The organism is Brevundimonas sp. FV1ps31S (assembly GCF_058681265.1).
Map to the genome: position 1 here is coordinate 3700711 of NZ_CM178735.1, position 21343 is coordinate 3722053.

Consider the following 21343-nt stretch of genomic DNA (forward strand, 5'->3'; position numbering starts at 1 on the left):
GCGGATGGTCTGGACGCGCCTGTTCCTGACCGCTAACGGCACGCGCATGAACGACGACGAAAACCCCCATCTCGACCGGCCGCTGCGGTCGTTCGGCCGGATCAAGGCGCGGCCGATCAAGCCGCGGCAGGCGGCGCTGATGGACAGCCTGCTGCCCCAGATCGCCGTGCCCGATCCCAAGGCCGGTCCGCTGGACCCCAAGGCGATGATGCCCGAGGCCGCCGAGGTGTGGCTGGAGATCGGGTTCGGCGGCGGGGAACATATGGCGGCCCAGGCGGCGACGCGGCCCGACGCCCTGGTGATCGGCTGCGAACCCTTCCTGAACGGCGTCGCCTCGGCCCTGCGCCATGTCGAGGAAGGCGGGCTGAAGAATGTCCGCATCCACGCCGACGACGCGCGCGACCTGGTCGACGCCCTGCCCGACGCCTCGGTCGACCGGGTGCTGATCCTCTTCCCCGACCCCTGGCACAAGGCCCGGCACAACAAGCGCCGCCTGTTGCAGGACGAGACGGCCCAGGCCTTCGCCCGCATCCTGAAGCCGGGCGGAACCCTGCGGTTCGTCACCGACTGGCGCGACTATGCCGAATGGACGCTGGAACGGCTGGAGCGGACGCCGGGGCTGGAGCGGATCGGGGCGGCGGATCAGGACTGGTTCGTTCCGCCGGCGGACCATGTGGTCACCCGCTATGAGGAGAAGAAGCTGGGCGACACGGCTCCGATCTTCCTGGAATACCGGCGCACGGCCTGAATTGGCGGATACGGAATTTTACGTAGTTTCCGCATAGACGGGTGTTTAACGAACTTCATTAGTAATGGCCCCTAAGTATAATCTCGGGGACGGACCATGAAGGCGTTGACGATCGGCGGCAGGATCAATCTGCTGGCCCTTGTGACCATGGCGGGTCTGTTGGTGATCACCGGCCTGTCCCTGATGCGGCTGGACGCCGTGATGCGCGACGACATCGCCGACCGCACCAAGAAGTCCGTCGAGATCGCCCATAGTGTCGTCGCCTATTATCAGGGCGAACAGGCGGCCGGCCGGTTGACGCAAGACCAGGCCCAGACCGCCGCCAAGGCCGCCGTCGGCGCCATGCGTTACGGCGCGGACGACTATTTCTGGATCAACGACATGCACCCCAGCATGGTGATGCACCCGATGAAGCCGGCGCTGAACGGCACGGATCTGAGCGAGAACAAGGACGCCGACGGCGTGCTGATGTTCAAGGAATTCGTCGCCGTGGTTCAGAAGGACGGCGAGGGCTTCGTCACCTATCAGTGGGCCAAGCCGAACCAGGACGGGGCCTCGCCTAAGATTTCCTATGTGAAGGGTTTCGCGCCCTGGGGCTGGGTGATCGGCTCGGGCGTCTATACCGACCAGATCGCGGCGGCCGTGGGCAAGGCGGCCCTGGTCCTGGGCTCGATGGCCCTGCTGGTGCTGCTGGCGGTCGGGGCGACGGGCTGGTTCATCGGCCGGTCGGTGTCGGCCCCGGTTGTGGCGCTGGAACGGCGGATGCGCGGCCTAGCCGAGGGCGACAAGACCTCCGAGATTCCCGGCGTCAAACGCGGCGACGAGATCGGCAAGATGGCCGCCGCCCTGGCCGTCTTCCGCGACGCCGCCATCGAAAAGGACCGGCTGGAGGCCGAGACCCTGTCGCAACGCTCGATGAGCGAACAGGAACGGGCCGCGCGCGAGGCCGAGAAGGCCGCCGAGGCCGAAGCCGACCGCGTCACCATCGCAGCCCTGGGCCAGGGCCTGTCGGCCATGGCCGACGGCGACCTGACCTATCGGATCGAGGCCGAGTTCGCGCCCAAGGCGGCCCAGCTGAAGACCGACTTCAACGCCGCCATCGCCCAGCTGCAGCAGGCCGTGGCCGTGGTGGTGGCCAATATCGCCGGCATCCGCTCGGGCGCCGGCGAGATCTCGCAGGCCGCCGACGACCTGTCTCGCCGCACCGAACAGCAGGCGGCGGGCCTGGAGGAGACGGCCGCCGCGCTGGACGAGATCACCGCCACGGTCAACAAGACCGCTTCGGGCGCCCGCCAGGCCTCGGACGTGGTTCAGGCGGCCAAGGGCGACGCCGAGACCTCGGGCGTCATCGTCCGCGACGCGGTCCAGGCCATGCAGGCCATCGAGGGCTCTTCGGATCAGATCAGCCAGATCATCGGCGTCATCGACGAGATCGCCTTCCAGACCAATCTGCTGGCCCTGAACGCGGGCGTTGAAGCCGCCCGCGCAGGCGAGGCCGGTCGCGGCTTTGCGGTGGTGGCCTCGGAGGTCCGGGCCCTGGCCCAGCGTTCGGCCGAAGCCGCCAGGGAGATCAAGACCCTGATCTCGACCTCGACGGCCCAGGTCGGCTCGGGCGTCAAACTGGTCGGTCAGACCGGCGAGGCCCTGCAGCGGATCGTGGAACGAGTGGCCGAGATCGACGGTCTGGTCTCGGAAATCGCGGCCTCGGCCCAGGAACAGGCCGTGGGCCTGGCCCAGGTCAATACGGCCGTGAACCAGATGGATCAGGTGACGCAGCAGAATGCGGCCATGGTCGAGCAATCGACCGCCGCCAGCCATTCGCTGTCGCAGGAAGCCCAATCGCTGCAGGCCTCGGTCGCCCAGTTCAAGGTCGGGGACACAGCCCGCGCGGCTGCGCCGGCGGCCTCGCACCGCGCCGAACCGCGCCCCGCCGCCAAGGCGCCGGCCCGCTCGAGCCATATGGTCGCCGCGTTGAAGACCGTCGGTCGCGGCGGCGCTGCGCCCGTGTCCCAGGCTGCCGTTCAGCCCGGACCTGCGGCCGACGGTTGGGAAGAATTCTAGATTCGGCGGCGGCGGGACTGGCGCGGCGGCGATGAACCGCCCAGCTATGGCCTTCTCACCGAAGCCCTGGCCGGAACCCTGGAATGACCCTCTCGATCTACGACGTCGCCGCCCCCGTCCTCGTGCGCGGCCTGACCAACCTGTCCGGCTTTCTGGACAAGGCCGTGGCGGAGGGGTTTGACGAAGCCGTCCTGATCCAGGCCCGGCTTCACGAGGACATGCGCCCCTTGTCCGCCCAGGTTCAGCTGGCGTCGGACTCGGCCAAGGGCGCCGTGGCGCGGCTGGCCGGCGTCGACAATCCGGCCATGGCCGATGATGAGACGAGTTTCGCCGAACTGAAGGACCGGATCGCCCGCACCCTCGCCTTCATCGACAGCGTGGACCCGACCGCCTTCGCCGGGGCCGAGACCCGGCCGGTGACGCTGAAGACGCCCAGCCGCGAGATGAATTTCGACGGCCTGGGCTATCTGACCAGCTTCGTGCTGCCGAACTTCCATTTCCACGTCACGACCGCCTACGCCATCCTGCGCAAGGAGGGCGTGCCGCTGAGCAAGATGGATTATCTGGGGCGGCTGGCGCTGGCATAGGGGGCGATCGTGAAACAGGCCGACAAGCGAGATGGGCGGATAAATTTCCTGCTTCTGATCCTGCTGGCGCTGTTTGCGCCAGCGTTGTCGTTGATGCTTTTCGCGGCCTTGTCTGCGGTTTTCGAGTTTCATCTGACGAGTCCCGCGATTCCCGAGCCTGCCCTGTTGTTTAATCCAATGGCTGTCGTGTTGGCGGTCGCCTACGGCGTGATCCCGGCTTTCGTATTCGGTTCGCTTGGGTGCATGGCCGCGACGGCTTTTCTGTCACAGTCGTCCGCGTGGCTTTGGAGCCTCGCTGGTGCAGGCTCGGCCCTGGCGTATGTGTTGGTGTTCCTGGTGATGGGTCTTGTGTTCAGCATCCAGGAGCTGACCTTATGGATCGGGCCCTTTATCGGAACGAGCTCCAGGCCGCCTGCTCCAGTCGTGGCGTCGGGCTCCATAGTGTTCAGCATTGTCATTGCCGGAGCCGTCGCGGCGAGCCTGTATCGCGCGGCGACGAAGCCGCTGTCGCTTAAAGGGGCTGACAAGCGATCCTGAACCGCCTATATGGCCCTCCACATCGTTAGACCGGCGTCCAACGGCGTCGTTCCAAGCGGCGGCCCGGACGGACCGCCGCTTTTGTTTTGGATAATCGCCGCTTGCGCGCAAGAACCGCCCAGGACCGCCAACTGCTCGAGCTGATCGACCCCATTGCGGAGTCGCTGGGCCTCGAGGTCGTGCGCGTCCGCCTGATGACCGGCTCCAAACGCCAGCGTCTGCAGATCATGGCCGAACGCCCGTCCGACCGCGACATCTCGGTCGAACAATGCGCCAAGCTGAGCCGCGCCGTGTCGGAGGTGTTCGACGCCGCCGACCCCATCGCCGGCGAATATATGCTGGAAGTCTCGTCGCCCGGCATTGACCGGCCCCTGACCCGTCCCATCGACTTCGACCTGTTCGAGGGCGAGGAGGCGCGGCTGGAGACGGACCGGATGATCGAGGGGCGCAAGCGCTTCAAGGGCGTTCTGGCCGGCTATGAGGACGGCAATGTCCTGGTCGATCTGGACGGCGAGGAAGAGACCGCCCTGATCCCCTTCGACTGGTTGAGCGATGCGAAACTGGTCCTGACCGACGCCCTGATGAAACGGGGTGCCGCCATCCGCGCCGCGCGCGGCGAACCTGAAGACGACGGCCTGCCCGAAGGTGAGGCCGCCGAAGACACAACCGACACCACGACCCCTTCTGAGGACAACGCCTGATGGCCGTCACCGGTATTTCCGCCAACCGCCTCGAACTGCTGCAGATCGCCGAGGCCGTGGCCCGCGAAAAGAACATCGAGCGCGAAGTCGTCATCGAGGCGATTGAAGAAGCGATCCAGAAGGGCGCCAAGTCGCGTTACGGCGCCCATCACGACATCCGCGCCAAGATCGACCACAAGACCGGCGAGTTGGCCCTGACCCGTCACGTCACCATCGTCGAGGACGATTGGATGCCGGAAGACGAGCTGGAAGAGTTCAACGACAGCGCCATGGTGCGCCTGACCGACGCCTCCAAGCGCGATCCGGAAGCCGTCGTCGGCAAGGAATATGTCGAGACCCTGCCGCCGTTCGAGTTCGGCCGCGTCCAGACTCAGATGGCCCGCCAGGTCGTGACCGGCAAGGTCCGCGAGGCCGAGCGCGCCAACCAGTACGAAGAGTTCAAGGATCGCGTCGGCGAGATCGTCAACGGCACGGTCAAGCGCGTTGAATACGGCAACACCATCGTCGACCTGGGCCGGGGCGAGGGCGTCATGCGCCGCGACCAGTCCATCCCGCGCGAAGTGTTCAACATCGGCGACCGGATCCGCACCTACATCTACGACGTCCGGCCCGAGGCCAAGGGCCCGCAGGTCATGCTGTCGCGCGCGCACCCCGGCTTCATGGCCAAGCTGTTCGCCCAGGAAGTGCCGGAAGTCTATGACGGCGTGATCGAGATCCGCGCCGCCGCGCGGGACTCGGGCTCGCGCGCCAAGATGGCCGTCCTGTCGAACGACAGCTCGATCGATCCCGTCGGCGCCTGCGTCGGCATGCGCGGCTCGCGCGTTCAGGCGGTCGTCGCCGAACTGCAGGGCGAGAAGATCGACATCATCCAGTGGAACCCGGACGAGCCGACCTTCATCGTCAACGCCCTGGCCCCGGCCGAAGTCTCCAAGGTCGTGCTGGACGAAGAAGCCGGTCGCGTGGAAGTGGTCGTGCCCGACGAACAGCTGTCGCTGGCCATCGGCCGTCGCGGCCAGAACGTGCGCCTGGCCAGCCAGCTGACCGGCTGGCAGATCGACATCATCACCGAGTCCCAGGACTCCGAGCGCCGTCAGCGCGAGTTCAGCGAGCGCACCGGCCTGTTCCAGGAAGCCCTGGACGTGGACGAGGTCATCGCCCAGCTGCTGGTCACCGAAGGCTTCGCCACGATCGAAGACCTGGCCTATGTCGACCCCTATGAAGTCTCGGAAATCGAAGGCTTCGACGAGGAGACCGCCGAGGAACTGCAAGCCCGCGCCCGCGACTTCCTAGACCGCAAGGCCGCCGAGCTGGACGCCAAGCGCGTCGAACTGGGCGTCGAGGACGGCGTGTTGCAGGTGCCGGGCGTGACCCTGGCCATGGCCGTCGCCCTGGGCGAAGGCGGGGTCAAGACCGTCGAGGACCTGGCCGACCTGGCCACCGACGAGATCCGCGGCGGCTACGAAGTGAAGAACGGCGAACGGGTCAAGGTCCCGGGCGTGCTGGAAAGCTTCAACCTGGCCCAGGAAGACGCCGAAATGCTGATCCTCCAGGCCCGTGTCGCCGCCGGCTGGATCGACGCCTCGGAACTGCCGCAGCCTGCGCCGGAAGAGGCCGAGGAAGAGTTCGCCGACGGCGAATACGACCCGGACCAGGTGTTCGGCGACGCGCCGGCTGAAACCGAAGCCGACGCCGACGGTTCCGAAGACGCAACTTCCGACGATACGGAGGTCCTCGCCGAGGACGACTCCGAACCGTCGAACGCGTGATGGGAGACCTGGCCACATATGAGCTTGCGCGACGCAACGATTGATCGGGAACGCCGGGACCTCGTCTCTCACGAGGTCATGGACGAATCTCGCCTGATCCGTTTCGTCGCCGGGCCCGATGGCCAGGTGGTTCCCGACCTGGGCAGGAAACTGCCCGGACGCGGCCTGTGGGTCGAAGCCAGCCGCGCCTCGGTCGAGACGGCGGTCAAGAAGAACGGCTTCACCCGCGCCGCGAAAACCAAGCTGACCGCCCCGGCCGATCTGGCCGATGTCGTCGAACGGCTGCTGTTCCGGCGCTGTCTCGACCAGCTGGGTCTTGCCCGGCGCGAAGGCGTGCTTATCTCTGGCTTCGAAAAATCCGCCGCCAATCTGCGGGCCGGCAAGGTCGCCTGGGTGATCGAGGCCGCCGACGGCTCGGCCGACGGGCGTGGCAAAATCCTCGCCCTGGCCCGTCATCAGACCGCGAAAGTCTGCGGCGCGTTCACTGTGGACGATTTGAGTTTGGCCCTTGGGCTGGAAAATGCGATACACGCCGTCCTGCTTGCGGGCGGACGGGCCGATCGGTGGACCATGGAGGTCGAACGATTGGCTGGATTTCGGCCGCTTCGCCCCTCTCACTGGGATATTCCCAGGGACGGGGACGGATCGGCGGGAGCACCCCCGACTGACCTTGATAAAGGTGGGGCGAGCTAAGGATTTTGGCGGCCGAGGGCCTGTCTCCAAGGGCGGAGACGGGCTCACGGTCGTTCATGTGCATTGAGACGACGGCGGGATTTTCCGCCCTATTAAAGCGACCGTATGAGCGACGAAAACGACAAGACCAACCAAGGCCAGGGTTCGGGCCAGGGCAATTCGGGCGGCACGCCGTCCCAGACGGGGCCGCGCGCGCCGCTGAGCCTGAAGCCGCGCGTTGTGGGATCGGTTCCTACCGGAACCGTGAAGCAGAGCTTCAGCCACGGGCGGTCCAAGACGGTGGTGGTCGAGACCAAGCGCCGACCCGGCGCCGGCGGGCCGCAACGCCCGCAGGGCTTCGACGTCGCGCGCCCGCAACAGGCCGCTTCGCAGAACCGGCCCCAGGGCCAGCGTTCGTCGCAACCTGCCGGCGGCGCCCTGTCGCCTGAAGAGCAGGAAGCGCGTCGCCGCGCCATCGCCATGGCCACCCAGGCCAACGCCGCCAAGGCTGCAGCCGACGCCGCCGCCAAGGCTGCGGCTGAAGCCGCTGCGCGCGAACAGGCCGCCGCCACCGAACGCGCCGCCCAGGCCGCCCGTGACGAGGCCGCCGCCGCCAAGGCCGCAGCCGAAGCCGCCCGCGCCGAGGCCGCCAAGCTGACCGCCGCCGCGCCCGCCGTTCCGGCCAAGCCCGCGCCCAAGCCGGCCGCGCCCGTCGCCGCCGCGCCGACGCCGGCTCCGGCTCCGGTCGCCCCCACGCCGGCCCCGACGCCTGCCGCGCCCGCCGCTCCGGCGCGCCCGGCGGCTCCGGCCCGTCCGGTCGTCAACTTCGGCCAGCGCGTGCCCAAGCCCGGCAATCCCCAACGCGCGGCGCCCGAGCGTCCCGCCTTCGGCGGCCGTTCGGCCCGTGAACAGGCCATGGGCGGCGGCGAACGGTCCTATACGGATCGTCCGCAGACGGATCGTCCGCAAGCCGACCGTCCCCAGGGCGCCCGTCCGGGCCCCGGCGGCGCCGGCCGTCCGCAAGGCGCCAAGCCTGCTGAACCCGTCCGTTACTCGGCCCTGAACCCGCGTCCGGCTCCCGGCGCCGCCCGTCCCGGCGGTCCGCGCAACGGCCCTGGCGGCCGTCCGACCCCGAACGCACCCCCGGCCGAGGCCAATGTTCTGCGTCCGGCCCGAGCGCCCGGCGCCGGCTTCGGCCGTCCGGTCGGCCGCGACGACGATCGCGAGAAGCGTTTCTCCGACGCCGGCAAGGCGGTCAGCCGCACGCGCGGCGAGCCGAAGCGCCGCGAAGGCCGGATGACCATCCAGTCCGTGGTCGGCGACGGCGACGCCGCCGAGCGCATGCGCTCGCTGGCCTCGGTCCGCCGCGCCCGCGAACGCGAAAAGGAAAAGCGCAAGGGCGGCTCGACCGACGCGCCCAACCGCCCGCGCGAAGTGGTCATCCCCGACGTCATCACCGTGCAGGAGCTGTCCAACCGGATGGCCGTGCGCGGCGTCGACATCATCAAATTCCTGATGAAACAGGGCCTGATGATGAAGATCAACGACGTGATCGACTCCGACACCGCCGAACTGGTGGCCGAGGAGTTCGGCATGGCGGTGAAGCGCGTCTCTGAATCCGACATCGAGTTCGGCTTCCTGGGCGACGCCGACGACGCCGAGGCGGCCGACGTCCGCGCCCCCGTCGTGGCCATCATGGGCCACGTCGACCACGGCAAGACCTCGCTGCTGGACGCCCTGCGCACCACCGACGTGGCCGGCGGCGAAGCCGGCGGCATCACCCAGCATATCGGCGCCTATCAGGTGCGCCTGGAAGACGACCAGAAGGTCACCTTCCTGGACACCCCGGGCCACGCCGCCTTCTCGGCCATGCGGGCGCGCGGCGCCAATGTGACCGACATCGTGGTTCTGGTCGTGGCCGCCGACGACGGCGTCATGCCCCAGACGATCGAGGCCATCCAGCACGCCAAGGCGGCCAATGCGCCCCTGATCGTGGCGGTCAACAAGATGGACAAGCCGGGGGCCACGTCTCAGAAGGTCGTCAACGAACTGCTGCAGCACGAAGTCATCGCCGAAAACCTGGGCGGCGACACCCAGATCATCGAAGTCTCCGCCAAGGAGCGGATGAACCTCGACGGCCTGCTGGAAGCCATCCTGGTCCAGGCCGAGGTCATGGACCTGCGCGCCAACGCCGATCGCTCGGCCGAGGGCGTGGTCATCGAGGCCAAGCTGGACAAGGGCCGCGGCCCGGTCGGCACCGTGCTGGTCAAGCGCGGCACGCTGAAGCGCGGCGACATCGTCGTGGCCGGCGGATCGTGGGGCAAGGTTCGCGCCCTGCTGAACGAACGCAACGAGCAGCTGACCGAAGCCGGTCCGTCCGTCCCGGTCGAGATCCTGGGTCTGGACGAGGCCCCGTCTCCGGGCGACGTCTTCGCCGTGGTGGAATCCGAAGCCCGCGCCCGCGAGCTGACCGAATACCGTCAGCGGGTGAAGCGCGAAAAGGCCCAGGTTTCGGGCGGCTCGGTCTCGCTGGTCGACATGATGGCCAAGCTGGGCTCCAAGAAGGCCTCGGAACTGCCGGTCATCATCAAGGCCGACGTCCAGGGCTCCGCCGAAGCCATCATGGGTTCGCTGGACAAGATGAGCACCGACGAGGTGCGCGCCCGCACGGTCTATTCCGGCGCCGGCGGCATCACCGAGAGCGACGTCAACCTGGCCAAGTCGGCCGGGGCCCCGATCCTCGGCTTCAACGTCCGCGCCTCGAAACAGGCGCGCGACCTGGCCGAGCGCGAGGGTGTCGAGATCCGCTACTATTCGATCATCTACGACCTGCTCGACGATATTAAGGGCGTGCTGTCCGGCATGCTGGCGCCGCTGCAACGGGAAACCTTCCTGGGCAACGCCGCCGTGCTGCAGGTGTTCGACATCTCCAAGATCGGCAAGATCGCCGGTTGCCGGGTGTCGGAAGGCGTGGTCCGCAAGGGCGCCCGCGTCCGTATCGTCCGCGACGACGTGGTCGTGCTCGAACTGGGCACGCTCAACACGCTCAAACGCTTCAAGGACGAGGTCAACGAAGTCACGGCCGGCCAGGAATGCGGCATGCAGTTCCAGGGCTTCCAGGACATCAAGGAAGGCGACTACATCGAGTGCTTCACGGTCGAAGAGATCAAGCGCACCCTGGACTAGGTCCGGGGTCGTCAGCACCGACAGAGACAGGCCCGGAACCCAGGTTCCGGGCCTTTTTCTTTGCGTCGGTCCCGCGCATGATGCCAAGCGTGGCGGGAGACGCCGCGCGGGGATCGGTTCATGGCCAGGCCACATCTGTCGTCCGGCGACTTCTTCGGCGCCGCCTCGCGGACGGTCGAGGCCGGCGGGTTTCGCGTCGGCCTGTGGATCGCCGACCGGCCGCCCGAGAGCGTCGTGTTTCACGCCCATGACGACGCCCATTTCATCCTGGCGCTCGACGACGGCTATTGCAGCCTGGCGCACGATCCCCTGACGCCCACGGGCGCCGCCTTCGGCCCCGGCGCCCTGGTGTGGAATCCGCCGGGCGTCGAACACCGCGACTGTTTCACCGAGGCCGGCGGCCGCTTCCTGTCCATCAGTTTCGATCCCCCCAAGAGCGCCGGGCGCGGCGACCCTATGCGGTTGCGCGGCGCCCTGGCCGAAGGCGCGGCGCGACGTCTGATCGGGGTGGCCGGCCGGTTCGCGACGGGCGACGCCGTGGCCATGGAGGGGCTGACCCTGGATCTGGCGGCGGCGGTGCTGACCCCCGGCGACCTGAACGAGGACCCGGCGCCGGAGTGGCTGCTGCGGGCCCATGAGGTTCTGCACGACCTGGCCGACCAGCCGGGGCTGGAGGTGGCGACCGTGGCCCGCCTCGTCGGGGTCCATGCGGTCTCGCTGGCGCGCCGCTATCGTCGTCATTTCGGCCGTTCGCCGGCGGCCGCCATTCGCCAGGCGCGGGCCGATCGCGCCGCCGGACGTCTGGCCCGGGGCGTGGACCTGGCCGAACTGGCCGCGCTCGGCGGCTATGCCGACCAGAGCCATCTGACCCGCGAGTTCGGTCATATCTACGGCCTGACGCCCGGCCGCTACCGCGCCCTCTTCGCCTGAGCCGGTTTCACCTGTTCAAGACCCGGCGCGCGCCGTCTGCGACACGTCGGGTCTCGCCTCTCTCAAGGATTGTCATGCGTTCTCTGCTTGTCGCGGCCCTCGGGCTCGCTCTCGTCTCGTCCCCCGTCGCGGCCGAACCGGCCTGGCCCGTCGCTGCGCCTGAAAGCCAGGACGTCTCCGCCGAAGGGCTGGCGGCCATGGACGCCGCCGTCCGCGCCGGGACCTTCCAGAAGATCACCAGCGTCCTGATCGCCCGCCACGGCCGGCTGGTGCACGAGGTTTATTTCGATGACGCGGGTCGTGAAAGCCGACGCAACACCCGCTCCGTGACCAAGACCGTCACCGCCATGCTGGTCGGCGCCGCCGTCGCGCGCGGCGACATCGCCAGCGTCGACGCCCCGATCCTGCCCTTCGTCGCCGACCACGGGCCGTTCGACAATCCCGACCCGCGCAAGGCCGCGATCACGGTCGAGGATCTGCTGACCATGAGTTCGCTGCTGGAATGCGACGACGACAATTCCTTCTCGCGCGGCAACGAGGAGCGGATGTATCTGATCGAGGACTGGGTCAAGTTCGCCCTGGACCTGCCGATCCGGGGCTTTCCGGCCTGGATCCCCAAACCGGCGGACCAGCCCTATGGCCGGGCCTTCAGCTACTGCACCGCAGGCGTGACCACCCTGGGCGCCGTGGTCCAGTCGGCGACGGGCGAACCGCTTCAGGCCTTTGCGCGCGAGGCCCTGTTCGGCCCTCTGGGGATCGAGGGTGAGCAGTGGCAGATCTCGCCCCTGGGTCTGGCGCAGGGCGGCGGCGGACTGGGGCTGCGCAGCCGCGATCTGCTGACCCTGGGCCAGCTGTTGCTGAACCAGGGCCGCTGGGACGGGCGCCAAGTCCTGCCGGAGGCGTTCGCGAAGGCCATGACCGCCCCCCATTCCACGGTCGATCCCGAACGGGGCGACTACGGCTATCTGATCTGGCTGCCGACCTATCAGGTCAACGGCGTGGCCCACCCGGCCTGGGCGATGGCGGGGACCGGCGGCAACAAGGTGGTGATTGTTCCGGACCTGGACACGGTCGTAGTGGTGACGACCGAGAACTACAATGTCCGCAATCCGCACGGTCTGGCGGACGCCCTAATCGCCGGCCACGCCCTAGCGGCCATGAAATAGGCGGGCGCGCCCTGAAACGACAAAGGCCCGGAACCGCAGTTCCGGGCCTTTTCTTTGGCTTTGCGTTTTTCACAAACCCGCCTCTAGGTCACGCGTCATCCTCTAGGAAAACGGAAGGCTCCAAGGTCATCGTCGCCCCCTTCAGCCGGTCCTTTGCACAGGTGGAGTGAGCGTAAACGTCCTGCGCCGGGTCGTCGTCAGCATTCGATCCGTCGTGCCAAGCCCATAAACCGCGAACATGGACCAGCACGGCGCCGGGATCAGCGCGCTCTATCGGCCGGTCGCAGAACCAACAGGCGTAGCCACCGTCCGTCATTTCTCGCGCCCTATGGTTCCGGGCCTCAGCGCACCGGGCGGGTGACGCGTGTGGACAGGTTCTGGATCACTTCGCGGGCGTCGAAGGCGTTGGGGTCGCCGGCGGGCTTGGGACCGCGGCCCATGATGATCTCGGCATTGGCTTCGTAACGGTCGATCTGGCGGGTGTCGAAGTCGTCGGCGCCCCAGCGGTCCCACGGGCTCCAGAATCCGCCGCGGTAATAGCGCCATGACGGACCCCAGTAGGGGCCATAGAAGCTGTTGTAACGGCTGTAGAAGGGGTCCGGGGTGGTCACGTAGCGGGTGTCGCGGTCGGTGGCGCGGTTGACGGTGGCGAACCAGTCATAGCCGCTTTCGACCGTCAGTTCGGCCGAGCGCAGCAGCAGGCCCGTTTCGACCTGTTCGCGCGAGGTCACCGAGTTTCCGGCGAAGCTGACGCGGAAGCGGTTCGACTCGACCCGCTGTTCGGCATAGCCGCCGCGCTGGCCGTTGAAGCCGGCGGGCTGATAGGGGGTGGCGGTGGCGCAGGCGGCCAGGGTCAGGCCCGCGACGGCGGTCAGGGCCAGGGCCCGGAGCGTCGTTCTGTTTCTGGGTAGGGCTTTCATGAAATCAACTCCTTGATCGCCCATTCGGGCGCGCTGGCGGCTGAACGGCGCATGAACGGCCATGTTCCCCGTCAATCTAGGAGGAAGCTCGACTGCGTCTAGAGCCTTAATACAATCAGTACGGCCGCCGTCAGCAAAAGGATCCCCACGAACAGGCCGAAGCCGCGCCGGAACCGGGGCTGCTGCATCCGCTGAGACAGGGCGGCGCCGGACAGGGCGTAGGCGCTCATCGACATCATATCCATGCCGATCACGGCCAGGGCGAACAGGGCCAGCTGCGGCGCCACGGGCCGCTCGACGTCCAGGAAGGGCGGCAGGACGGCGGTGAAGAACAATATGGCCTTGGGATTGGCGATCTGGACCGCGAAACCGTCGACGAAGGCGCTGCGGCCTTTACGCACCGCGACGGCGTGGTCGGGCTGCTGGGGGTCGGTCGGGGCGGCGTTGCGCCTGGCGCCGCGCAGGGCCTTGATCCCCAGCCAGGCGACATAGAGGGCGCCCAGGATCGCGATCAGGTGGAAGGCGTCGGGGAAGGCCTTGACCAGGGCGCCCAGGCCCAGGGCGGCGGCGGCGAACCAGACCAGGGTGGCGCAGTTCATGCCGACCACCCCGACCAGGGCCGAGGCGCGACCCTTTTCCACCCCGGTCGCGACCGCGAACAGATTGGCGGGGCCCGGGGTTATGGCCATGACCACCATCACCCCCAGGAAGGTCGAATAGAGGTGCGGATCGACGGGGAGGGCGGCCATGCGGCGTCGTGTCGCCGTGATCGCGCGCGCGGTCAAGAAGAGGTCTCTCACCTCCCCGTTCGCGAAGGCGAACGGGGAGGACTGGCGAGAGCGTCAGCGAGCGCCAGGCGGGGGCGAGCCGGTGTCAGATGCTCTTGAGGTCGTCACCGCCGTCAGAGTCGCCCCCTCCTGGTCGCAAGCGCGACCTGTCCTCCCCCCGCGCCTTCGCGCGCGGAGAGGTGACGCCATCCCCCTTTCGTCATTTAGGGCGCAGCGTCAGGCGGTCGGCGTCTCGGGCGGCTCAGGGGCTTCGGGCGCTTCCGGTGCTTCGGGCGCCTCGTCTTCGGACTCGAGGGAGTCGCTCGCCTGATCCAGGGCGTACTGGGCGATCAGGCCGTAGGTCTCGAGCTGTTCGGCGTCGGGATTGGTCCAGGCGCTGTTGCGGACGATGCCGGTGCCGGCGGCCAGACCCTGCTCCATCGCCTGTTTGACCTCGGGGTCGTTCAGGGCCTGTTCGACCAGGGCGTCGACGTCGATGTCCTTCAGGGCCTCGGCGACCAGTTCGGAGGCGTGTCTGGTGGCCTCGGCGGTGAAGGCGGCGACGTCGGGGGCATAGTCGGACCACAGGGCGGCGATCCGCTGACCGCGCTCGCTCTCGCTCAGGCTCTCGTCTTCGGAAATGGCCTCGGCCCGTTCGCCGAAGGTCTCCATCCGCTTCTCGAAGGCGTCGGCGGCGGATTCCAGCCGGGCCTCGGCGGAGCCGGGCTGCGGGGCGGGCGGGGAGGCCGTTCCATCCTGCGCCAGGGCGGAGGACAGGGGCAGGAGGGCCAGGGCGGCGGTCAGGCTGAGTGCGCGGATCATGGGAACCTCCCCGTTGATGACCCGTGCAAACTCCGCCCAAGGCCGCCCCGCCTCAAGTGAAATCGCGGTAAGACTATTGGGGCGTGGCGGGCGCCGGCGCTGCGGCGGCGGCCTCGATCTGGGCGCGCACCATGGCGGGGATCGCCTTGATCTGCGCGACCGCCGCGGAAATCTCTTCCTCGGCCGCGCCCTGGTCGGCCGCGAAGGTCTGGAGCTCGGCGGCGAAGGCGTCGACTTCCGGTTGATACCTGGCCTGGAGAGCGTCGAGGTCGGTCTTGGCCTTGGCCGTGTCCGGCTGGGCGGCGGCGGCCTGCATCTCGGTCGACATGGTCTCGATCGACTTGCCGAAGGCCTCGGCGCGCGCCTCGAAGGCGGTTTCGTCGGGGGTCTCGGCAGACGGCGCCGCCGGAGCGGCGGGTGCGGTCTGGGCCGAGACGAGGCCAGGCGTGGCGCCCAGGATCAGGGCCGCGGCGGCGGCGCAGGAGAGAAGACGCATGGGCGGACACTCCAAAAGAGCGGCCGGTCGCCGCAGAATCCGTAGCTCATCGTAAGGTTGGTCGGCCGGCTTGAGCAAGACGAACCGCCTATGCGTGTTTCTACCTAGTTCTGAAAGAACGGGATTCTTACGCAATCTCCGTCAATTGAGCGGTATGGACGGGAGCAGAAAGACCTTGAGATGGGGGCGTTGGCGATTCTTCCGGCATGACGCCGGCCGCGAGGCGGGGCCGCCGCCCTGGCTGTATGTCCTGCTGTTCGTCACCGCCCTGGCCCTGGGCCAATGGAGCGTGGCGACGCTGCACGTCACCGTCATGTGGCCTGCCAACGCCGTCCTGCTGGCCGCCGTGCTGCAACTGCCCCGCGACAAGGCCCGGGGCGTCCTGATCGGCGGCGTCCTGATCAATCTGGCCAACAACATCGTCCGGGGCGATCCGACGGTCTTCGCGGTCGCCAATGTCGCCTTGAACCTGTTGCAGGTGGTGGTTGCGACCCTGCTGGCCCGGCGTCTGTGCGGCGCGGCCCTGGACATGAGGCGGCCCAAACGCCTGTTTCGTTTCGCCGTCGGCGCCGCCATCCCGGCCGTTGCCCTGTCCACCTTGCTGGCGGGCGTCATCCTCCTGATCACCCGGCGGCTGCCGCTGGAGGTGATCAATTTCCGCCTGCACCATCTGTTCGACATGGAACTGCTGGCGATGATGATCGTCACCCCGGCCCTGCTGCTGGTGGCGCGTCGGCACCGGTTCCATCATGACGCCCAGGCCTCTCGCGTCGAGGTGGGGGTGCTGATGGGGCTGATGTGCGCCGCCGCCCTGTGGGCCTTCGGCCAGACGACGGCGCCGATCCTGTTCATCATCTTCCCGCCCCTGATCCTGCTGGCCTTCCGCCTGTCCCCGCCGTGGACCGCCGGCGCGGTCGGCCTCATCTCCGTCATCGCCGTAGGGGCGACCCTGGTCGGCAGCGGCCCCGTGGTGCTGACCCGGCTGAGCCAGGATACTGCCCTCGCCTCCATCCCGACGGTGATGCGCCAGATGAATGTGCTTCACCTCTTCCTGCTGACGGTCGTGGCGACGGCCCTGCCGATCACCACCCTGTCGACCGAGCGCCGACGTCTGTTCGCCCGGCTGCATGACCGGACAGAGACGGCGCTCGCCGCCCTTCAGCGCGCCGAGAAGGCCGACGCCGCCAAGTCCCGCTTCCTGGCCATGATGAGCCACGAGATGCGCACCCCCCTGACGGGGATCACCGGCTATGCCGACCTGCTGTCGCGCCATCCCGAACTGGACGCCGAAGGCCGGCGTCAGGTGGAGGCCGTCCACCAATCCGGCGAAACCATGTTGCGGCTGATCGAGGATCTGCTGGAGGTGTCGAGCGGCGGCGTCGAAGTGACGTCAAAGCCCGTGGACATGCGCGCCCTGCTGGACGAAGCCCTGGGTTCGGCGCGCGAATGGGCTGCCGTGCGCGGTCTGGACTTCGTCGTGACCTTCGCGCCCGGCGCCGACGGCCCGGCCCTGACCGACGGTCGCCGCCTGCGCCAGATCCTGCATCATCTGGGGAGCAATGCGGTCAAGTTCACCGGCCAGGGCGGGGTGCGCATTCTGGTGGAGCGGCGCGAGGATCGGCTGCGGTTCGAGGTTCATGACACCGGTTGCGGCATGACCCAGGATGTCCTGACCGGGATCTTCAGCCTGTTCGAACAGGCCGACGCCACCACCCGCCGCACCCACGAGGGCGCCGGCGTGGGCCTGGCCCTGGCCAAGACCCATATCGACCGTCTGGGCGGCGCCGTCTGGGTGGAGAGCGCCCCGGCGATGGGCACGACCTTCACCATCGAGATTCCCGCCCCCGCCGTCGAGGTCGCCGCGACCCTCGACGCCCTGCCGGTTCAGGATCGGCGCATGCGGGTCCTGATCGTCGACGACCATCCGTCCAACCGCGACCTGATGCGGATCATGCTGGAGGCCGCCGACTGCGAGACGGCCGAGGCCTGCGACGGCCGCGCGGCGGTCGAGGCCGTGCGAGCCGGCGCCTTCGACCTGGTGCTGATGGATGTGCGCATGCCGGTGATGGACGGGGTCGCCGCCACCCGCGCCATCCGCGCCCTGGACGGGCCGGCGGCCGAGATCGCCGTCCTGGCCGTCACCGCCGAGGCCATGCCCGAGGACGTGGCCCGTTGCCTGACCGCCGGCATGGACGCCCATCTGGCCAAGCCCATCACCCAGGCCAAGCTCTACGCCGCCATGGACCAGGCCATGGACGCCGCCGAACACAGGGTCGACGACGTCCGGGCGGCCTGACGCCTCACCAGGTCAGGTTGACCCGCGCATAGACGAACCGCCCGTTGAAGCCGAACGGCGAGTTGTAGGGATAGCCCAGCACCCCGTTCGAGTTCAGCGACGCTGGCGTCGCGTCCGGATATTCGTCGAACAGATTGTCCGCCCCGACCGCCAGCCCGACCCGGTCGGTCAGCTGATACCGGCCCTCCAGATCGATCACCGTCTTCTCGCCGGTATGATAGTCGTTCGCCGCCACCGACCCCGGTTGCAGCACGTCGCCGTAATAGGTGGCCCGCAGGGTCGCGCCCCACTTGTCCAGATCCCAGTCGGCGCCGGCCGAGACCTTCACGTCCGGCGTGCCCTCTTCGATGGTCAGGATCCGCTGCCGGCCGAACAGGCGGGGCGCCAGGTCGGTGTCCAGCGAGACGTCGTTGAAGTTGGCGGCCACGGTGAAGTCGAAATCGCCCGCGCCCTCGGTCGGCAGGCGATAACGGCCGACCACGTCCACCCCTTCGGTCGAGGTCGAGACCCCGTTCAGGAAGAAACGCGCCGCCTGAACCCCCAGCGGGGTCAGCAGGGCGGGATCGCGGATCAGCTCGGACAGGACGATCTGGTCCTCGATGTCGATCTTATAGGCGTCCACCGTCAGGTCGAAGGCCCCCAGCCGCACCACGGCGCCCAGCGAGTAGTTGGTCGAGGTCTCGGGCTTCAGCGGCCGTCCGCCCAGGGCCGTCCCCACCGCGCTGACCGACGGGAAGGTGCCGGTCTCCACCACCGCCCCGTCCTGGATCACCGACGAGGTCGAGGTGAAATAGGATTGTTGCAGCGACGGGGCGCGGAAGCCGGTCGAGACCGAGCCGCGCAGGGCGAAGTTGGGCGAGAAGTCATACCGGCCCGACAGCTTGCCCGTCTGGGTGTCGCCGAAGTCGGAATAGTCCTCGAACCGCACGGCTCCGGCGACCGTCAGCTTGTCGGTGATCGGCAGTTCGATATCGGCATAGGCGGCGAAATTGTCGCGATCCACGTCCACTTCGTTCGACGGCTGGAAGCCGGGGAAGCCCTGGGCCCCGCTGGCCAGTACGACGGCCGGGGTCACGGGGCTGAAGTTCAGCGGGCCGCGATTATAGCTTTCCGGCTGCCCCGCCTCGATCTGATAGCTCTCCCAGCGCTGCTCCAGACCCCAGGCCAGGTTCAGCGGCCCGCCCGCCAGGCCGGCCTCGAACGGACGGCTGAAGTCGGCGCCCAGCACCAGCTGGTCATAGATCAGGCTGCCGGAATCGAAACTGGTCAGCGACGCCGCCCCATAGGTCGAGTTCAGCGTGTCCTCGGTGCGGAAATCCAGGGCGTTGCGGCCATAGACCAGGCTGACGTCGGCGTCCCATCCGGCGATGACGCCGCGGAGGCCGCCGGCCAGCGACGCGTCCTGTGAATTGACGGCGACCTTGGGCAGGAAGCCGTTCGGATAGACGGCCGTGACATTGTTGACGTTGTCCGACAGGCGCGGGAAGGCGGCGCCTGAACTGTCGCGGTCCTGGTAGCCAGCCCAGCCATAGGCCTCCCAACCGTTCCCCAGCCCCTTGCCGGCGTTGGCGAAGACGGTCCACTGCTCGACGTCCGGATCGCCGAACCGGGCGGTGACGGCGCCGTTGGCGGCGGCGCGGGGATCATAGTCCGAGCGGTTGGTCGATTCGCGGTTCAGATATTCGGCCGACAGGGTCAGGAAGCCGTCGTCGCCCAGGGCGAAACCCTGCCAGGCCGAGGCGGTCGTCGTGGCGCCGTCCTCCTCGTCGCGCTCGCCGCGCGCGGTCTTCACCGTGGTCAGATACTGGCCATAGGTGACGCTGGCGCCGCCGCCGCTGGAGGCCGCCTTCAGCCGCAGGTTCACCACCCCGGCGATGGCGTCCGAACCGTACTGGGCCGAGGCCCCGTCGCGCAGCACCTCGACCCGGTCCAGGGCCGCGGTCGGAATGGCGTTCAGATCCACGGCGGCCGAGCCGCGTCCGACGACGCCGTTGGTGTTGACCAGGGCCGAGGCGTGGCGGCGCGTGCCGTTGACCAGGACCAGGGTCTGGTCGGGCGACAGGCCGCGCAGGGTCGCCGGACGGATCGAGTCGCTGCCGTCATTGGCCGAGGGGCGCGGGAAGGTCAGGGACGGCACGGACTGGGCCAGGGCCGTCGCGAACTCGGTCGTGCCCCGGTTCTGCAGGCTCTGGGCCGTGACCACATCGACCGGCGCCAGGGTGTCGAGGCGCGAGCGATTGGGGACGCGGGTGCCGGTGACGACGATCTCGTCGACGGTCGCGGCGTCATCGACGGCGGCGTCTTGAGCGAAGGCGGGCGCGGCGCTCAGCAGGGCGACGGCGGAGACGGTGGCGAGAAGCGCCGGCGAGGCGGCTCGGAAGGCGGTGCGCATTGAGAGATTTCCTGATGATTGTTTCTTGGCGCGCACGGGCGCGCTGAACCGGCGTCTTCGACGTCCGGCCTAGGGGGTTGGATGTGACGGATCGGGCGGCTTCAGCCGCTACATCGTCCGCCGCGCCGATAAGGGCCGGCCTGTGTCAGGACTTTGGACATCGTCGTCTCCGACCGCGCGGTCAGGGGGAGCGCCTCGCGGTCATGGCCATATCAGGGCGGAGATGCGGCGGGTCAATGCGCGGGAGCGGCCATGTTTGCTGGGGGGATGGAATAGAAAATCTGCAGGTCGGCGTCGCCTCTCAACAGACCTTCCTCCGCTTGCGGGGGAAGTGTCAGCTCGTCGAGCGAAGCGAGACGGCTGACGATGGGGGAAGTCTTCTTGTTGAGAGACACTTCCCCCTCCGACCCTGGTCCGCTGCGCGGACGCCGGGCCACCTCCCCCGCAGGCGGGGGAGGGTCTTGGTGCGGCTCCGACGATGGGCTTGACCGGATCCGCTCACCCCGCCTCAAACGGAAACCGCTCCGCCCAGAACCCCCTGAGCTCCGGCAGTTCGTCCACCCGCTTCACCACCGCCGCCATCTTCGGCGCGACCTCATAAAACCGCGCGCGTTTCGGCGTCCACCGGCTGGCCACGGCCACATAGAGGTCCAGCACCGTCAGGCTCTCGCCCAGCAGGAACCGCCCCGGTTCGATCTGGCTGTCCATCATCCCCCAGCACTCCGCGATCCGGTCCTCGGTGCGTTGCAGGATGCGCGCCTGATCCTCGGGATCGTCGCCCGCCAGCCGTTCGGGCACGTCCCGCACCCAGTACATCGAATAGATGGCGGCCGGCACGAAGCTCATCCAGCGCAGGAACTGCCCGCGCCGGGCGTCGTCCGGCGCGGGGGCCAGCCCCGCCCCGGCCCGTCGAGCAGGGTGATGACGGTCCGCCAGCCAGATCAGTATGGCGGCGCTCTCGGTCAGGATTTCGCCCTCGGGCGTGACCAGAACCGGCAACTGCCGCATCGGATTGACCGGCGCCACCTTGTCCCGCTCGGCCTCCCCCTCCCAGGTCGGCGCCTCGACCACAGTGTAATCCAGCCCCAGCAGGGTCAGGGCCGCCTCGACCGGAACCGATCCGGACCCGGCGGCGCCATAGACGGTGAAACTCATCCGATCCTCCTGAATGTCGGGCATGATTTTATAGCTGACGCTCCCGCCTGTCCTCCCCGCCGGCCTTCGCCGACGGGGAGGTGAGCGAGAGCGCGGAACTGTCGCGGACTCGATCTCTCAGCATCCCCCGACAATGGTCAT

18 protein-coding genes are annotated in these 21343 nt (G+C 68.4%); 11 read left to right on the top strand and 7 right to left on the bottom strand.

Going from position 1 to position 21343, the window contains the following annotated elements; genetic code table 11:
* Positions 1 to 46 precede the first annotated feature (46 nt).
* The 10 genes from trmB (at position 47) to ACVPT3_RS17780 (ending at position 12354) form a co-directional block, all read left to right on the top strand.
* Positions 47 to 748, top strand: a complete 702-nt coding sequence (trmB, locus tag ACVPT3_RS17735; protein ID WP_492042142.1) for a tRNA (guanosine(46)-N7)-methyltransferase TrmB — start codon at positions 47 to 49, stop codon at positions 746 to 748.
* Between the two features lie 96 nt (positions 749 to 844).
* Entirely contained in the window at positions 845 to 2809 is a 1965-nt protein-coding gene (locus ACVPT3_RS17740) for a methyl-accepting chemotaxis protein (RefSeq protein WP_492042143.1), read from the top strand.
* A gap of 83 nt (positions 2810 to 2892) precedes the next feature.
* Positions 2893 to 3396 (top strand): DUF1993 domain-containing protein, encoded by a 504-nt coding sequence (locus ACVPT3_RS17745; RefSeq protein WP_492042144.1) that lies wholly within the window; start codon positions 2893 to 2895, stop codon positions 3394 to 3396.
* Positions 3397 to 3405: 9 nt separating this feature from the next.
* The gene (locus ACVPT3_RS17750; RefSeq protein WP_492042145.1) at positions 3406 to 3933 is read left to right on the top strand and encodes a hypothetical protein; all 528 of its coding nucleotides are present in this window, start codon (positions 3406 to 3408) and stop codon (positions 3931 to 3933) included.
* A 101-nt stretch (positions 3934 to 4034) separates the two neighbouring features.
* Positions 4035 to 4634: a ribosome maturation factor RimP gene (gene rimP, locus ACVPT3_RS17755; protein WP_492042146.1), complete on the top strand. Its 600-nt coding sequence runs from the start codon at positions 4035 to 4037 to the stop codon at positions 4632 to 4634.
* Complete coding sequence (nusA, locus tag ACVPT3_RS17760) at positions 4634 to 6400, top strand: transcription termination factor NusA (RefSeq protein WP_492042147.1); 1767 nt, start codon at positions 4634 to 4636, stop codon at positions 6398 to 6400. The genes rimP and nusA overlap by 1 nt, the downstream gene beginning before the upstream one ends.
* An 18-nt stretch (positions 6401 to 6418) precedes the next feature.
* Complete coding sequence (locus ACVPT3_RS17765) at positions 6419 to 7093, top strand: RNA-binding protein (protein WP_492042148.1); 675 nt, start codon at positions 6419 to 6421, stop codon at positions 7091 to 7093.
* Positions 7094 to 7198: 105 nt separating this feature from the next.
* Complete coding sequence (gene infB / locus ACVPT3_RS17770; protein WP_492042149.1) at positions 7199 to 10258, top strand: translation initiation factor IF-2; 3060 nt, start codon at positions 7199 to 7201, stop codon at positions 10256 to 10258.
* Positions 10259 to 10378: 120 nt separating this feature from the next.
* Complete coding sequence (locus ACVPT3_RS17775; protein ID WP_492042150.1) at positions 10379 to 11188, top strand: helix-turn-helix domain-containing protein; 810 nt, start codon at positions 10379 to 10381, stop codon at positions 11186 to 11188.
* A gap of 74 nt (positions 11189 to 11262) precedes the next feature.
* Positions 11263 to 12354 carry a serine hydrolase domain-containing protein gene (locus ACVPT3_RS17780; RefSeq protein ID WP_492042151.1) on the top strand — a complete coding sequence of 364 codons (1092 nt, stop codon included), beginning with the start codon at positions 11263 to 11265 and terminating at the stop codon, positions 12352 to 12354.
* Between the two features lie 341 nt (positions 12355 to 12695).
* Here the strand turns inward: ACVPT3_RS17780 and ACVPT3_RS17785 are convergent, their stop codons facing one another.
* The 4 genes from ACVPT3_RS17785 to ACVPT3_RS17800 form a co-directional block, all read right to left on the bottom strand.
* Positions 12696 to 13274, bottom strand: coding sequence for a CC0125/CC1285 family lipoprotein (locus ACVPT3_RS17785; protein WP_492042152.1), 579 nt, complete (start codon positions 13272 to 13274; stop codon positions 12696 to 12698).
* Positions 13275 to 13372: 98 nt separating this feature from the next.
* Complete coding sequence (locus tag ACVPT3_RS17790; RefSeq protein WP_492042153.1) at positions 13373 to 14023, bottom strand: LysE family translocator; 651 nt, start codon at positions 14021 to 14023, stop codon at positions 13373 to 13375.
* 255 nt (positions 14024 to 14278) lie between these two features.
* The gene (locus ACVPT3_RS17795) at positions 14279 to 14863 is read right to left on the bottom strand and encodes a hypothetical protein (RefSeq protein ID WP_492042154.1); all 585 of its coding nucleotides are present in this window, start codon (positions 14861 to 14863) and stop codon (positions 14279 to 14281) included.
* A gap of 73 nt (positions 14864 to 14936) precedes the next feature.
* Positions 14937 to 15359, bottom strand: a complete 423-nt coding sequence (locus tag ACVPT3_RS17800; RefSeq protein ID WP_492042155.1) for a translation initiation factor IF-2 — start codon at positions 15357 to 15359, stop codon at positions 14937 to 14939.
* A gap of 154 nt (positions 15360 to 15513) precedes the next feature.
* Here ACVPT3_RS17800 and ACVPT3_RS17805 point away from each other — a divergent pair, with 154 nt between their 5' ends.
* On the top strand, positions 15514 to 17655 hold the full coding sequence (locus ACVPT3_RS17805; protein ID WP_492042156.1) for a response regulator: 2142 nt from the start codon (positions 15514 to 15516) through the stop codon (positions 17653 to 17655).
* Between the two features lie 4 nt (positions 17656 to 17659).
* Here the strand turns inward: ACVPT3_RS17805 and ACVPT3_RS17810 are convergent, their stop codons facing one another.
* The 3 genes from ACVPT3_RS17810 to ACVPT3_RS17820 form a co-directional block, all read right to left on the bottom strand.
* Complete coding sequence (locus tag ACVPT3_RS17810) at positions 17660 to 20047, bottom strand: TonB-dependent receptor plug domain-containing protein (RefSeq protein ID WP_492042157.1); 2388 nt, start codon at positions 20045 to 20047, stop codon at positions 17660 to 17662.
* Between the two features lie 233 nt (positions 20048 to 20280).
* Positions 20281 to 20442, bottom strand: a complete 162-nt coding sequence (locus tag ACVPT3_RS17815) for a hypothetical protein (RefSeq protein WP_492042158.1) — start codon at positions 20440 to 20442, stop codon at positions 20281 to 20283.
* Between the two features lie 103 nt (positions 20443 to 20545).
* Positions 20546 to 21226, bottom strand: coding sequence for a glutathione S-transferase family protein (locus tag ACVPT3_RS17820; protein ID WP_492042159.1), 681 nt, complete (start codon positions 21224 to 21226; stop codon positions 20546 to 20548).
* Between the last annotated feature and the right edge of the window lie 117 nt (positions 21227 to 21343).